Source organism: Desulfosporosinus lacus DSM 15449 (assembly GCF_900129935.1).
GTDB classification, from domain to species: domain Bacteria; phylum Bacillota; class Desulfitobacteriia; order Desulfitobacteriales; family Desulfitobacteriaceae; genus Desulfosporosinus; species Desulfosporosinus lacus.
The window spans coordinates 214,208-228,585 of sequence record NZ_FQXJ01000009.1; the positions used below are offsets into that span (position 1 = coordinate 214,208).

Sequence of the window (14,378 nt, forward strand, 5' to 3'; positions counted from 1 at the left end):
TTCGGTATAATTCTATAATTGCTACTCAACCTTTAATCGTTCCTCTACTACTGCTACTAAAGCTTCGATCTGATGGGGCAGAGGGATGCGCGGAACCCCTACGAGCTGTATATTTCCACGTTGAATTGGCAACAGCAATTTTTCCGCTTTACTGGCCGAAATTGCTGTTGCCATTGACGCTGTGATCTCACCTAAAAGACCGTAGACCATCATAATTGCGACCGAGCCCACAATAATGTCTACACGCTCTACATTGTAGCAAATGGCAGACTCGCCGGAAGCTCCCTCTGTGGCCCCTGCGCGCAACATGGCGCCAGTCGCCAGCGCATTGGTCCCGAGGGCGAGGATATTTAACTCCGGGATCTTTTTGCGCAACTGTTCTACAATGTGTTTGCCAATACCGCCACCCTGTCCATCAATGACTGCTATCCGCATAATACCGCCTCATACTTTCTCAACATATCCGGGGAAGGTGTTCGCCTTCGAGCATGCCAACTATACGTTTCCCCCCGAGGAAAGTTTCCAAAAGCACAAGCCCCGACTTTCCTTCTTGTACCTGTCCAATACGTGTTGCATTTTGCCCCAATGGATGAGCCTGCATCTTCATGAGCACTTCATCCGCAACTTCCGGCCCCACAATGACCAAGGCCTTTCCTTCATTCGCTAAATAAAGGGGATCCAATCCTAACATCTCGCAGGCACTTCCTACGCTTGCAGACAGTGGTAAGAGCTCTTCCTTTAAAAGCATACTCACTCCCGCTTGTTGCGCTAATTCGTTTAAAGTTGTCGCCACGCCGCCACGGGTAGGATCTCTCATGCATTTGACTCCCGGCAGATAAAAAGTATCGATCAGTTTATTTAAAGGAGCACAGTCACTAAGCACAGGGGTTTGAAATTCAAGCCCTTCTCGCTCCGATAAAATTGCTATTCCATGATCCCCAATCGTCCCTGTTATAAGAATCTCGTCACCGGGCCGAATCTGCCCCGGACTAACTAAACGATTTGTAATATACCCTATTCCAGTGGTGTTTATAAAAACTTTATCAGCACTTCCGCGTTCCACAACTTTCGTATCCCCGCTGACAATGACTATACCGGCTTCAGCCGCAGTCTCGGCAATACTTTTAATAATCCTCTCTAAATCCTTCATAAGTAAACCCTCTTCTAAAATAAGTGCCAGGGTTATAAATTTAGGAATTGCACCACTCACCGCTAAATCATTGACCGTACCACATATCGCAAGCTTGCCAATATCTCCCCCGCGGAAAAACAAAGGGGAAACTACAAACGAGTCAGTTGTTACAGCGATCTGCTCCCTGCCGGGCACCTGAGCAGCATCGTTCATCTGATTTAAGTAAGGATTTCCTAAGTGTTTCTGAAAAAGGTTGAGTATTAATTCATGGCTTAGCCGACCACCGCTTCCATGAGCCAACATGATGCGTTCCATTTAATCCACACTCCTTTGAGCGTATCGGTGATAAGCCGCACAAGACCCTTCAGTAGAGACCATACAAGGTCCAACAGGCTTCATCGGTGTACAATGTTTCCCAAACAAAGGGCATTCAGTCGGATAAATTATCCCTCTTAAGACATCGCCGCAACGGCACCCGGGTGTTTCACGGGAGTCAAAAACAGGCAAGGAAAATTTCTCCACTGCATCCCAAAGTCTATATTCTCCCCGTATACCCAAGCCGCTTTGTCGGATTAGTCCTATCCCTCGCCAAGACGCATCAACAGGCTCAAAGACCCGTTCAATGAACATTTTGGCCTGAGGATTCCCCTCCGGCTTAGCTACACGATGATATTGAATTTCAATGTCAGAGCGTCCCTCTGCACGTTGTCGAAGGAGCATCACTATCCCCTCAAGAATATCCAAGGCTTCAAATCCTGTAACAACGCCGGGTTTACCATAATCTTGAGCCATAAACTTTATCGGCTCTATCCCTATAATTGAGCAAACATGTCCGGGATCAAGAAAAGCATCGACAACCAGTTCTTTGTCCTCCGCCAGCAGCTTTAATACTGGAGGGACCACTTTGTGCATAGAGAGCACACTGTAATTTTTTATCCCTTCCCGTTTAGCTATCTCTAAGCTCACGGCTACAGTAGGAACAGTCGTTTCAAAGCCGATCCCCAGAAAAACAACCTCTTTGTCTGGATTTTGGCGAGCTAACTCCAACGCATCTTGAGTTGAATAAACCACTCGAATATCTGCGCCTTCAGCTCTTAACTCCTGTAAATTCTTTTCCGTACCCGGCACACGAATCATATCCCCAAAGGTAGCGGTAAGGACATTTTTTTGAGCGGCTAAATAAAGATACCGGTCTATATCTCCACTGGCAGTAACACAGACCGGACAACCAGGTCCAGAAACTAACCGCACAGTAGATGGTAATAATTCTCGAAGCGCATTTTTGGCGATAGCTACAGTATGCGTTCCACAAACCTCCATGATGGTAAATGGACTTTGAGCTAAGGACTTAATTTCGGTGAGAAGGATGCTCGCCCTAGCCATTAACTCCTTACTGGTCTTTTTCATAGGCCTCAGCCACCTCCAGCAGCAGTTCTTCCGTTTCTTTGGCACTTTCGTCATCAATAATACTGATGGCAAACCCGGCATGAACTAACACGTATTCGCCAATTCTAACCTCCGGGACCAAGTCGATACTGACTATACGTTCATTTCCCATCATATCTACCTTGGCAATAGTGCCGTCGATCGTAACGATTTTAGCAGGAATGGCTAAGCACATTATAACACCTCATTCGCAATTAATAGTTGTCCAAAGGCTAGGCCTCCATCCCCTGGAGGGAGGCTTCGGGAACGCAAGACCTTTATTCCCTGTGCTTGACAATTTCCAAGGACTGCTTCAGTTAAGAGTTTATTCTGAAATACCCCTCCACTTAAAACCAAAGGACCGCAACCTGCCCCCAATTGCAGGGCTATATCCACAATCGCTTGAGCAATCGTTTGGTGAAACCGATAGGCAATTTCTTCCCGACTCACGCCAAGAAGAACATCTCGAACCAATTCTTCGAAAAGCTGTCTAACTCCAAGGATAAGCACCCCGTTCTCAGCTCTTACTTCATATGAATAGAGTAATAGTTTATTTATCCTCCGATATTCTGAGTCTTCAAGACTTTCTTGCCGTAAGAACTCAGCCCCAAGGCTTTCCAGCTCAATTGCAGCTTGTCCTTCATAGGTTACCTTGGTACATACACCTAGTAAGGCACTGACCGCGTCAAACAATCTCCCTGCGCTCGATGTTTTAAAAACCTGAATTCCGGTTTCGAGTTGACGATCTAAGATCTGACGTTCACGGATTGAAAGGGCTGACCAAAAGGACGAAGTCTTTTCCCATTCTGCACTGTCAAAAAGAGTTTTAAGATACGAATAAGCAATTCGTAAAGGTTGTTTTGCACCCGCATCTCCCCCTGGAAGCCCTAAGTACTCCAAATGCCCCCTGCGTTCATACCCTGAGGAGTTTCCATACAGAAATTCAAACCCCCAGCTACAATGATCTTCTCCGTAACCAGTTCCATCACAGATAACTCCCAGGGTTGGTTCGGTTCTGTCCCATTCCCCCAACACACTAACTAAATGGGCATGATGATGTTGCACGGCATATTTTGGCCAAGGCTGTTCCAAGGCAAATCTCGTTAGTTGATAGTTTGGATGTTTATCGTAGGCAATCGCATTTGGTGCAATATTGACGACTCGTTGAAAGGATTCCAGTTCCTGATGAAAGCGCTGAAGATTTTCATACCCTTCCATATCTCCAATATATTGACTTACAAAAGCCCGTTGCCCCCTTGCGAGACAAAATGTATTTTTAAGTTCTCCCCCTACACCGAGAAGGGGGGTCTTAATCTGAATCTGGGGCATTAAAATTGGTAAAGGGACATAACCGCGGGCCCTGCGAAAAAAAACGATTTCATGTCCAATAACCTTAACGACTGAATCATCACAGGGATGATAAATATCTCGATTATGCATCAGAAAATAATCCGCAATTCCCTGTAGAGCTTCAATGGCCTCTTCGTTTGTGTAGATTAATGGACGCCCACTGAGGTTGGCGCTCGTCATGACTAAAAAATCACAGGGTCCCTCAAACAAGCGATGATGTACTGGGGTATATGGCATTATAATTCCCAATGTCTGTATTCCCGGTGCGATGTTCTCTGGTAAAGGCGCCGCAAGTCCTAACTTTCGTTCCAAGACCACAATAGGGGCCGCTGGACACTGTAATAATTCCTCTTCCTTAGCACTAATATTAACCTCGTTACAAGCCTTTGCCACAGATCTCGCCATAACCGCAAAAGGCTTTGATCCCCTTCCCTTTCGTTCTCGCAAGCGACGAACGGCTTCGGTGTTTCGAGCATCACAAACAAGATGGAAGCCCCCAAGCCCTTTTACCGCAATAATCCCGCCTTGGGCCAGCTGATCTATGCCTATCCCTGGGAGCGGGTGACCAAAAGCATCACTAAGTTGAAGCTTAGGCCCACAATTTTCACAGGCAACCGGTTGTGCATGAAATCGTCGATCCCTTGGATTGCTATAATCTGCTGCGCAAGATTTGCACATCGGAAATTCTGACATAGTGGTTTGCACCCTGTCATAAGGAACGTCACGAATTATTGAATAGCGCGGACCACAATTCGTGCAATTTGTAAACGGATATGCGCAGTACCTGCTCATAGGGTCAGCCATGTCCTTAAGACAATCTCTGCATGTTGCAACATCCGGCGATATTAAAACATCCGCATCTTGCTCAGCTTCACTCTCAACAATTTCGAACGTCTTATAACTCTTAGGCTCAGTCTCGACAAATCGTGCTGTCACGATTTGAGCCAAAGGAGGAGCTTCATTAAGCAACCGATCATAGAACAAGTCTAATTTATTTCCCTCTGCATGGATTGTTACACCATGGCTTGAGTTATTTACCCATCCGTTAATACCTAGTTCTTCTGCAAGCTTAAAAACAAACGGTCGAAAACCTACCCCTTGAACAATACCATTAAAATAGATTGCTTTTGCTTGTATTTTCATTGTTAAATGACCAGCTTTCAGCCTTACTGTAATAATTCTTAATATTAACACTCTTATTGTACACGCCAAACTCTATTTTCTTCAAGTAAATTAATTCTAAACCTTTCGTAATAGTCAGAAAGTATCATTATCTATGCGCTGTCCAAGACTCAATCGCCCATGATTAAGTCACAACGGTGCATAGAGTCTTTTGATTGCCTAGTTTTCTTAAATAAAAATTCTTGTCATTAATATTTATGATTACTAAATTATAAATTAATATTGTTAATCTTCTAAATATTCATAAGTTAAAGAGGAAACTGACAATTTTTCCCGAATATAAGTTACATATATCGTTTTGTCACACCAAGACCTAAGGTAGCTGAAGGAGCAATTTCAAATTCAGGAGGTGTTCTGTAAAGTATGGGTAATTTTGATTTACTCAAAGTCAAAGGGGTTTCTCGGCGTGATTTCATGAAATTGATTGCAGCAACAACTGCAGCGCTTGGACTTCCCGAACTTATCGTACCTCAAGCGGCTAATGCATTAGAACAAGCACTAAAGAAACCACCTGTTATCTGGTTGGAAGGAATGGATTGCACTGGATGCACGGAATCAGCCATTTCCACCCTAAATCCTTCACCCGCTGAACTCATTTTAGACATGCTCTCAATTCGTTATCATGAAACCATTATGGCTGCATCCGGTCATACATCAGAAGAAGCATACCAAGAGGCTCTCAAGGAAAAATTTGTTCTCGTTGTAGAGGGATCCTGTCCCGGTAAAGAAGAGCAAGACCGTTTCTGTATGATTGGAGGCAGACCATTCCGCAAAATTCTCCTTGAATCAGCTCAGAAGGCTCAGGTAATTCTCGCCATCGGAAGCTGTGCATCAGAGGGGGCTGGGATTCCAGGAGCTTGTGCATCTGGTGCTGTCGGTGTGGCAGAACTCCTGAGAAACGAGGGAATTAACAAACCCGTAATTAATCTTCCCTGTTGTCCGGTCAAACCCAATACATTAATTGGCACAATTCTATACTACTTGACCTACCAAAAGGCTCCAGAGCTGGATGCTCAAAATCGCCCGGTGGCCTTCTACGGTTCATTATTGCATGATAACTGCCCTCGTCGTGGGCACTTCGAAAGTGGAAACTTCCTTACGGATTGGAACGATCCTCTTCAAAAAGAGTATTGCCTAATACTAAAGGGGTGCAAAGGTCCAAAGACCTATACCGACTGTGCACAAGTATGGTGGAATGACAACGCCAACTTCTGTATTAATGCAGGGTCTCCCTGTTCCGGATGTTCAGAGAAAGACTTCTATGATGGATTCAGTCCCTTATATGCAAAGCAAGAGATCTTCAAGCTTCCAGGTGTTGGTCAAGTGAATGCAGATACCGTAGGGGCTGTTATTGGAGGAGCTGCTGCAGTGGGTCTGGGAGCCCATTTAATAGCTACTGCCGCTAGCGGCAGACTGAGCAAAAAGGACCATAAGGAGGACGTGTAGATGGCGAAAGTAGTAATCGATCCTTTAACACGCATTGAAGGGCACTTAAGGGTTGAAGTAGAAGTCGAGAATGGAAAAGTTGTTGACGCACATGTCATAGGAACCATGTACCGTGGGATAGAAGCTATGCTCCGTGGTCGTGACCCTCGAGATGCTACGTATGTTACAGAACGAGTGTGTGGAGTTTGTGCCGGTTCACATGGTTGGGCGTCCTCTCTAGCTCTGGACAAAGCCTATGGCGCAAATGTTCCTGCCGGTGGTCGTCTTATTCGAAATCTAATCCTTGGGGCCATGTATCTGCATGACCACCCTCTGCATTTTTATCATCTAAGTGCCCTAGACTATATAGACGTTATGGCTGTCGCCCAATATCAAGGAAAAGACCCAGGACTTCTGGCTGTAAAAGATAAAATCGTCAAGTTGGTGACTGCCGGGGATACTGCTCCACTGACTCCTCGTTATAAACCAGATGCCTTCAGCGTCAACGATCCTGAATTAGTGACCATGGCTGTTGCCCATTACCTCAAAGCATTAGAGATGCAAGCGAAGGCCAAGAAAATGTCCGCACTGTTTGCCGGGAAACAGCCCCATCAATCTTCGATTGTCGTTGGTGGCGTAACTATGCTTCCCAGCATTGGAGTCGTTGAGCAATTCCGTTCCATGCTTTATGAACAGCTTGATTTCATCGAGAAAACTTATTTGCAAGATGTATTAACCTTCGGTACTGGCCCGCTTCTGCCCTTAGCCCAAGCCGGTGTGGGCGGGGGGAGTCCTCATTATCTTTCATACGGTGGATTTGCCCGTGATGATGCCGGCAAAGATATGTTCTTCAAGGCAGGTATCATCATGGATGGTAATTTAAGCAATATCAAACCAGTCGATGAAGCGAAAATTACTGAAGATGTTCAATATTCCTGGTATAAAGCCAGCGCAAATGGTAAAACACCCTATACTGAGGATACTGTTCCTGATCTGGATAAGAAAGATGCCTATACCTTCGTTAAAGCTCCCCGCTACGATGGTAAACCGATCGAAGTTGGACCTCTCGCCCGAATGCTGGTTATGCAACCAAAAGGTCTGATGGACATCATCTCCAAGTATAATATTAAGCCGGGTGCTGTAGCGCGTCATGCTGCTCGCGCTTATGAAACAGTTATGATGGCGAAAGATATGTTCAATTGGTTAGATGCCTTGGAAAAAGAAATGGGATCTAAGGATTTCCGCATTCATGATACTGATCATTGGGAAGCTCCTGCCACTGGTCAAGGTGCAGGCATGACTGAAGTCCCCCGAGGCTCTCTTGGCCACTTTATTAAAGTTGCCGATCATAAAATCGAAAACTATCAAATGGTGGTTCCGACTACTTGGAATTTCTCTCCAAGAGATGACAAAGGCGTCCGTGGTCCGGTTGAAGAAGCCCTAATAGGGGTTCCGGTGCCTGATCTCGAAAATCCTGTCAACATTGTACGGGTCGTTCGTTCCTATGATCCATGTCTGGCCTGTGCGATTCACCTCATTCATCCTGAAACTAACCAGATAAAAAAATTCCAGATCGGCTGGTAATAAAGGAGGGAAGGACATGTCTAGCCAATTAGACTTAGACCACCCATTGTTTCAGCGCATTAGCCACTGGATCAATTTGATTAACTTTTTGATTTTAGGCATCACAGGTTGGTTCATTCATTCCCCTTATCAAGGAATGCCTATGAGCCTAGTTCGGAATTTGCATTTTATTTTTATGTATCTGTTAATCATTAATGGCATCGTCCGTTTCTATTACTCCTTTTTTGGGAAGCATAAAGATTATGACACCTTCTTTTTCAACTCTCAGGATCTAAAAACAACTTGGCCTCAAATTAAATATTATTTGTTTTTAGGTAAACATCCCAAAACCGGGAAATACAACCCCCTTCAAAAAATGGCCTATATTGCCCTGCCTATTATGGCTGTAGTTCAGGCTGTGACAGGTTTCATACTCTATAAGCCAGTTCAATTGGCAGGTTTAGCTGATTCCTTTGGAGGGTTAGCAGCAGTTCGCGGATTCCATTATCTCTTAATGTGGTTATTTATCGCTGTAATCGCAGTTCATCTCTATCTTGTCTTTACAGCTGCTTATGAACAGTTTCTCTTCATGTTTTTTGGCAAGATAAGAAAGGAGAAAAGTGTATAATCATGCAATCACCAAAAATTATGGTGATGGGAGTAGGAAACATCCTTTTATCTGACGAAGGTTTAGGAGTTCGTTTTTTGGACGAACTAGCTAAGAATACGTTCCCCGACAATGTAGAACTGCTTGAAGGGGGGACAGCTGGACTAGAGCTCGTTCATTTAATACAAGATGTAGACTTTCTTATTATCGTCGATGCCTTAAATGCTAACGCTGAACCTGGAGCACTGTTCCGCTTTCAACCAGGGGATCTTCAAATAATCCCCGAACAATATGAAGTATCATTTCATCAAATCGGCATCGTTGAAGTACTGACCATGGCTAATGTGCTAGGGCATGCTCCGCAAACCTTAATTTTTGGTATTCAACCTAAAAGTTTAGAATGGGGCTTAGAAATAAGCCCTGAAATCGAAGCTCTATTCCCTCGTTTGTGTGAATTAGTAATAAAGGAAATTAACTCCGTTCAGCACGAAGGAAAATTTGCTTCGACATAAAACTCAAGAGCCTTTTACCACTCTGAATCTTTGCAGTGGTGAAAGGCTCTTACATTTATTTTGATACATATTATTCTTGAAGTTATTCTTCGAAAGGCAGTTTAGTTATACCTCGCAGTACTTCCAGCACCTCAACTAACCAATCCTTATTGTTAACCTTCATGTTCCCGGTGCTCTATCACCTCTTGACTTAGCCAACTAATCCATTCCTTTAGCCCATTTCCATTGCGACAAGATACTTCGAAAATTCGTATGTGTGGATTAATTGCTAGAATATCTTGTTTCATGGTCTCCATATTTACGTCAGTCAATTTTTCCAGATCCATCTTATTTAGAACAACCGCTTTCGCATTGCGGAAAATCACAGGATATTTCGAAGGTTTGTCATCTCCTTCAACAATGCTAAGCACAATGACTTTAAATGCTTCACCCAGATCAAAATCCGCAGGGCAAACCAAGTTCCCAACATTTTCGATAATCATCAGATCAATGGCATTCCAATCAAAGTCCGGCAAAACCTTACTTACCATTTTACTGTCAAGATGACATCCTCCGCCAGTATTAATCTGAATTACAGGTATCTGGTGTATAGCTATTCGATCCGCATCTTTACTAGTAAAAATATCTCCCTCTATAACCCCCACACCAAGACTTCCGGTTAGGAGGGGCAACGACTTTTCCAAAAGCGAAGTTTTTCCTGCTCCTGGTGATCCAATCATATTAATAGCCAAACAATGACTCTTTCGAAAATGAGCACGATTTATTTCTGCCTGCGTATCATTTGAGTTAAGTAAATTTGCCATGACTTCAATTTCACGCCGTGTTGCTTCCATTATTCTACCTCCAGGCTTTCAAGTAATAGTTCCTCACCTTGAATAACTTCAATGTTGATATCTTGACATTTTGGACAGAGAAAAAACATCCCCGTCACGTTAAACTCATAATGACAGTTCTGGCAGCGACCAAGCACGTCTATACGCTCTACTAACAGTTCTGCTCCTTCACATATTGTATCCTTGCCATAAGCTTCAAAAGCCATTTGCAGAGCATCCGGTTCCGCATTTGTAAGTGCTCCAACTTTTAGTTTAACCTGGAGCACTCTCTTTACTTTATGTTGGGAGATAGTCTGTTCAATGACCTCAAATACTCCTCCCATTAAAGACATTTCATGCACATCGTCTCCAGTTAAGAAAACTCGGAAAAACTTAACCTTCCTTTCAGTTATATTCTTATCCCTTATCCAAGTTTATTAACTCCATTTTCTAAGCATGTCTTCATTATAATAATGAGTGAACTTACTATAATACTAGCCAAAGTTCAACTTATAGTTATATATTTTTAGAAGGCCCCTTCTCGCCGTCCTTGGCTACAGGGACACTCGGCCATCCTTGGCCAGCGGTCCCTTCTCGCCGTCCTTGGCTACAGGGACACTCGGCCATCCTTGGCCAGCGCCTGTGGCTTGGTGCTAGACAAATTTTCTTTATAAGGCTTAGTCTACATAGTATAAATAGTTCGACAAAAGGTGTAAATATCCTTTATGCCTGTCTATAAAATACAGAATCATCTGAATCAATACTTATTATTTGCTCTAGTTAAATAAAAGCCTAGTACTCTGTCTTCTATGTACATAAATTAGTATTGTTAATCATGGCTAAATTTATGTTTTTATTAAGTGTATAAAGACCTTTTATATGGTTATGCTAACACTGTCTAAACAAACAACTGAAAAAGGAGGATGGTTAAGTATGAGTCGTAATACACCTGAAGTTCCAGAATCCGAAAGACAGTTGGATGAGCTTAAGTGGGAAGTAGCTGAAGAACTAAATTTAGACGATGATATTCAAGAAAAAGGGTTTGCAAATATGACAACTAGAGAAGTAGGTCAAATCGGCGGCAATATGGTCAAGAAAATGATTACCTTTGCAGAGAAGGAAATGGCCGAGCAGGGTTCTGATGTTATAGATTAGTAATATTTTAGAAAGGGACGTCGTTCAGTTAACGACGTCCCTTTCTAATTGAGTTATTTATACTAAAACTACGCCCAAGCGAAATTACTTTACACCTTATTCGACATACGGAATCGTAAGAGGGCCAAGTGGCAAAACAGCAATACTCATATTATCACCATATTTACCCGTTAGTTCCCTCAAAGTCTGTTCGATATCCCTCGTAGGAGTTAAATTTGCAATTCTTGTCGATTCTTCAGGCAACAAGGAATACAAGTATACATCTGCCCACTCCTGAATCATAGCCAATCTTTGTGCTTCCCACTGATCAAACATTTGAAATGACGGTTCGTTAATCATTTCTAAAAGTTCCTTTGGTGAGTTGCGCATTTGAAGTATTTTAACAAAATTTCCATGTTCCGGCATGCCCTCACTACATTCTGCAGCACAAATAATTGTCCCACCTTGTTTGACAATCATCCGGGCAGCATCCATACCTTTTACAGCCTGGTATAAATTTTGATCGAGAGGGTAACCTGCATTCGTTGTAATTACAACATCATAACGCTTCTCACATTTGACCATGGCTTGTTCTTTGACATATGCACAGCCAATAGCATGAGCTTCAACCAACTCACCGGCAAATACATTGGTGATCTCTTTCTCTCCATTCAGAGCTACATTAAGAAGGAAATCCGGTTTACAAAAATTATTAACTTCCCTCGTCATTTCTTGAAGTGGATTCTTATCTAGTTCTCCCCAGGTAGCCAGTGGGTGCCCAATCATTTTAGCGTTATGGAAGGTTAATATAGTTTCAATTCCCGCTATGCCAGGCATAATTCCCTTAGGTCCGCCAGAGAAACCCGCAAAGAAATGAGGCTCGATGAACCCTGTCACTATTCTAAAATCTGCTTCAACATATTCTTTATTTAAATATACCTCACACCCAAAGCTGCTTGTTCCCAAATGCGAAAGCTCTGATTTTTCGTGACAATGATGATTTACAAGACGTACAGTATCTACTACTGTTTCTCCTAACATTTCGATGAATTCTTCCCTTGTTTGGTCACGGTGAGTTCCAAGTCCATTGATAATGGTAATATTTTCTACAGGCACATGAGGAAGTTCCTCAAGCAACCAAGGAATTAATTTATAGTTTGGGGTCGGCCTAGTGATATCGCTAATTACAATGACTACCCTGTCTGTTGATTTAACCATTTCTCTAAGCGGTTTTGTCCCTTTAGGATTGCGCAGAGCGTCCAATACAAGCTCATGGTCATTCTCCGGTAACTTCAAATGAGTCGGTTCCACGACTCTCGTATGTTCTGGTACATTTATGTTCAAACCATTCTTTCCATAGGCTAAAAAAACTTCCATATATATCTCCTTTTCTTTGATATGTTATGTATGAAGCATCATACTGTCTAGTAATAAAGCACTTTAGACATGACCTATAAACTTAAAGCCAACGATTCTAACTGTCCACTTACTTCCTGTAACCCTTCAACTAATTTGGCAATTTCTTGATTAGCCTGTGCTTGTTCTTGCGTGATTGCACTGTTACGCAACGAACTTGCCGTGATCTTTTGAATAATGGCCTGAAATTCCAGTAAGAGTTCACTGATTTCATTGGCTGAACGATTGCTTTCATCTGCCAATTTACGAACTTCACCTGCAACCACGGAAAAGCCACGCCCATGTTCTCCTGCTCTGGCTGCTTCAATTGCTGCGTTTAAACCTAAAAGATTAGTTTGTTTGGCTACTTTTCGAATAAGCCCTAAGATATCTGAAGTGGATTTAAGTTGATTTTCTCCCTCCTTCGCCTCTGTCGCAATAGCTTGACTAATCGCGGCTACTTCTTGTGCCGAAGCAGCTGTTTGTTGCACAGCACTAGCAGCTCGCTCTATAGCATTACTTAAAGCTTTTACTTGATTGCGCATGATGTCTTTCAATTCTTCGTCTCTCAGCATCGTTACAACCATACCCGCAGCAATCCTGGCAACCGGACTAACGATATCTAAAGGACCAGCAATTCCAAAGGTGCCGATTTTAACACCGTCGACTTTAATTGCTTGGTTGTAACCCTCTTTTAACTTCCCATTTGAAACGTCAGCCTCTTCTTGAGTTACAACTGTATAATCTATATTAGTAGTCATTATTTGATGGCTTCCCTTATGCTGTACCCCTACTCTAGTTTGGGCAGAATCTGCCATGATTATCCCAGATTCATCACATACGATAACAGCAAACCCACCTTGTTCATGTATAAAACTTACTATTTTATTGGCAACAAAATTACTAAGCTTAGAGACCACAAATCCATCTCCCCTTAAAACCTATTTACCTCCATATTATACCACAATGTCTGATGGTCGGACCATGAATATAAATAAATCTCCAACCCTTTTCCTATTTTAACACAATATTTCTTGACAAGTTTGTTATGTTGTTCACTAATAGTTGACCAAAGTATTCTCTTCAAAACTAAACTCCTTTTGAATAAAATACTTAAAAGCACCCTTATGTTTCGCCTACTTCGTTTCTGTGTTTGCCAAACGCAAAACAAGCGAAAAGACCATGATAGTCTTTTCGCTTGTTACCTGGCGATACGAATGGCACGATAGTCCCCAGTGACGAAAGCCTCCTGTGGAGGCTTTGACCGAAGCCGACACCCAAAGAATACTTATCGGCGTAGGATGAGTATCGCCGAGCCACCCGCCCCAAAGAAACGCTTCGTGGCGAAGGGGAGCCTTTCGCCACACTGCGACTTGTAACGCACACTCCTGCAGTGTGGATTCTTAACTTCCGTGTTCGATATACGAAAAGCACGATAGTGTCCGGCGGACAGTATCGCCGAGCCACCTACCACAAAGGAACACTTCGTGGCGAAGGAATGAGCCTTTCGCCACATTGCGACTTGCGACGCAAACTCCAGCAAGGTGGATCCGAACGGGTGGAACCCCGACTCTCCAAATTCGTCGGCGCCGACGAATTTAAGACGCCCCAGATAAAGTGGCAAGGATGACACATAAAGAAAGACCATCTCTGAATGAGATGGTCTCTCGCTTGTTACCTGGCGATACTTAAGGCACGATAGTGTCCTGTGACGAAAGCCTCCAGTGGAGGGTTTCGCCGAAGCCACGATCCCCAAAGAATACTAATCGGCGTAGGATGAGTATCGCCGAGCCACCCGCCCCAAAGAAACGCTTCGTGGCGAAGGGGAGCCTTTCGCCACA

Annotated in this window: 14 protein-coding genes; 5 read left to right on the top strand and 9 right to left on the bottom strand. The window is 43.4% G+C overall.

Translation table 11 applies throughout. From position 1 onward, the window contains the following. Positions 1 to 21: 21 nt before the first annotated feature. From BUB11_RS14240 to hypF, 5 genes are read right to left on the bottom strand one after another with little or no spacing between them, the layout of a single operon-like run. A complete protein-coding gene (locus BUB11_RS14240) occupies positions 22 to 435 on the bottom strand; it encodes a DUF3842 family protein (protein ID WP_073030425.1) in 414 nt (137 codons plus the stop codon). A 19-nt stretch (positions 436 to 454) separates the two neighbouring features. After that, positions 455 to 1,447 carry a hydrogenase expression/formation protein HypE gene (gene hypE, locus BUB11_RS14245; RefSeq protein WP_073030426.1) on the bottom strand — a complete coding sequence of 331 codons (993 nt, stop codon included), beginning with the start codon at positions 1,445 to 1,447 and terminating at the stop codon, positions 455 to 457. After that, the gene (gene hypD, locus BUB11_RS14250) at positions 1,448 to 2,539 is read right to left on the bottom strand and encodes a hydrogenase formation protein HypD (RefSeq protein ID WP_073030427.1); all 1,092 of its coding nucleotides are present in this window, start codon (positions 2,537 to 2,539) and stop codon (positions 1,448 to 1,450) included. Continuing rightward, a complete protein-coding gene (locus tag BUB11_RS14255; RefSeq protein ID WP_073030428.1) occupies positions 2,523 to 2,753 on the bottom strand; it encodes a HypC/HybG/HupF family hydrogenase formation chaperone in 231 nt (76 codons plus the stop codon). The genes hypD and BUB11_RS14255 overlap by 17 nt, the downstream gene beginning before the upstream one ends. Further along, complete coding sequence (hypF, locus tag BUB11_RS14260; RefSeq protein ID WP_073030453.1) at positions 2,753 to 5,050, bottom strand: carbamoyltransferase HypF; 2,298 nt, start codon at positions 5,048 to 5,050, stop codon at positions 2,753 to 2,755. The genes BUB11_RS14255 and hypF overlap by 1 nt, the downstream gene beginning before the upstream one ends. A 402-nt stretch (positions 5,051 to 5,452) precedes the next feature. Here hypF and BUB11_RS14265 point away from each other — a divergent pair, with 402 nt between their 5' ends. From BUB11_RS14265 to BUB11_RS14280, 4 genes are read left to right on the top strand one after another with little or no spacing between them, the layout of a single operon-like run. Next, entirely contained in the window at positions 5,453 to 6,535 is a 1,083-nt protein-coding gene (locus tag BUB11_RS14265) for a hydrogenase small subunit (protein ID WP_073030429.1), read from the top strand. Then, positions 6,536 to 8,098: a nickel-dependent hydrogenase large subunit gene (locus BUB11_RS14270; RefSeq protein WP_073030430.1), complete on the top strand. Its 1,563-nt coding sequence runs from the start codon at positions 6,536 to 6,538 to the stop codon at positions 8,096 to 8,098. 16 nt (positions 8,099 to 8,114) lie between these two features. Next, positions 8,115 to 8,705: a Ni/Fe-hydrogenase, b-type cytochrome subunit gene (gene cybH / locus BUB11_RS14275; protein ID WP_073030431.1), complete on the top strand. Its 591-nt coding sequence runs from the start codon at positions 8,115 to 8,117 to the stop codon at positions 8,703 to 8,705. A gap of 2 nt (positions 8,706 to 8,707) precedes the next feature. Continuing rightward, positions 8,708 to 9,196, top strand: coding sequence for a HyaD/HybD family hydrogenase maturation endopeptidase (locus BUB11_RS14280; protein WP_073030432.1), 489 nt, complete (start codon positions 8,708 to 8,710; stop codon positions 9,194 to 9,196). A 152-nt stretch (positions 9,197 to 9,348) separates the two neighbouring features. On the opposite strand, the gene hypB is transcribed toward BUB11_RS14280, so the two are convergent. Next, a complete protein-coding gene (gene hypB / locus BUB11_RS14285) occupies positions 9,349 to 10,029 on the bottom strand; it encodes a hydrogenase nickel incorporation protein HypB (RefSeq protein WP_073030433.1) in 681 nt (226 codons plus the stop codon). After that, the gene (gene hypA / locus BUB11_RS14290; RefSeq protein ID WP_073030434.1) at positions 10,029 to 10,370 is read right to left on the bottom strand and encodes a hydrogenase maturation nickel metallochaperone HypA; all 342 of its coding nucleotides are present in this window, start codon (positions 10,368 to 10,370) and stop codon (positions 10,029 to 10,031) included. Before hypA ends, hypB begins: the two co-directional genes overlap by 1 nt. Positions 10,371 to 10,941: 571 nt before the next feature. Between hypA and BUB11_RS14295 the strand changes: the two genes are divergently transcribed. Then, on the top strand, positions 10,942 to 11,163 hold the full coding sequence (locus BUB11_RS14295) for an alpha/beta-type small acid-soluble spore protein (RefSeq protein ID WP_073030435.1): 222 nt from the start codon (positions 10,942 to 10,944) through the stop codon (positions 11,161 to 11,163). Positions 11,164 to 11,259: 96 nt separating this feature from the next. Here BUB11_RS14295 and larA read toward each other — a convergent pair whose 3' ends face one another. Further along, positions 11,260 to 12,519, bottom strand: coding sequence for a nickel-dependent lactate racemase (larA, locus tag BUB11_RS14300; RefSeq protein ID WP_073030436.1), 1,260 nt, complete (start codon positions 12,517 to 12,519; stop codon positions 11,260 to 11,262). Between the two features lie 74 nt (positions 12,520 to 12,593). Beyond that, a complete protein-coding gene (locus tag BUB11_RS14305; protein WP_073030437.1) occupies positions 12,594 to 13,457 on the bottom strand; it encodes a methyl-accepting chemotaxis protein in 864 nt (287 codons plus the stop codon). Between the last annotated feature and the right edge of the window lie 921 nt (positions 13,458 to 14,378).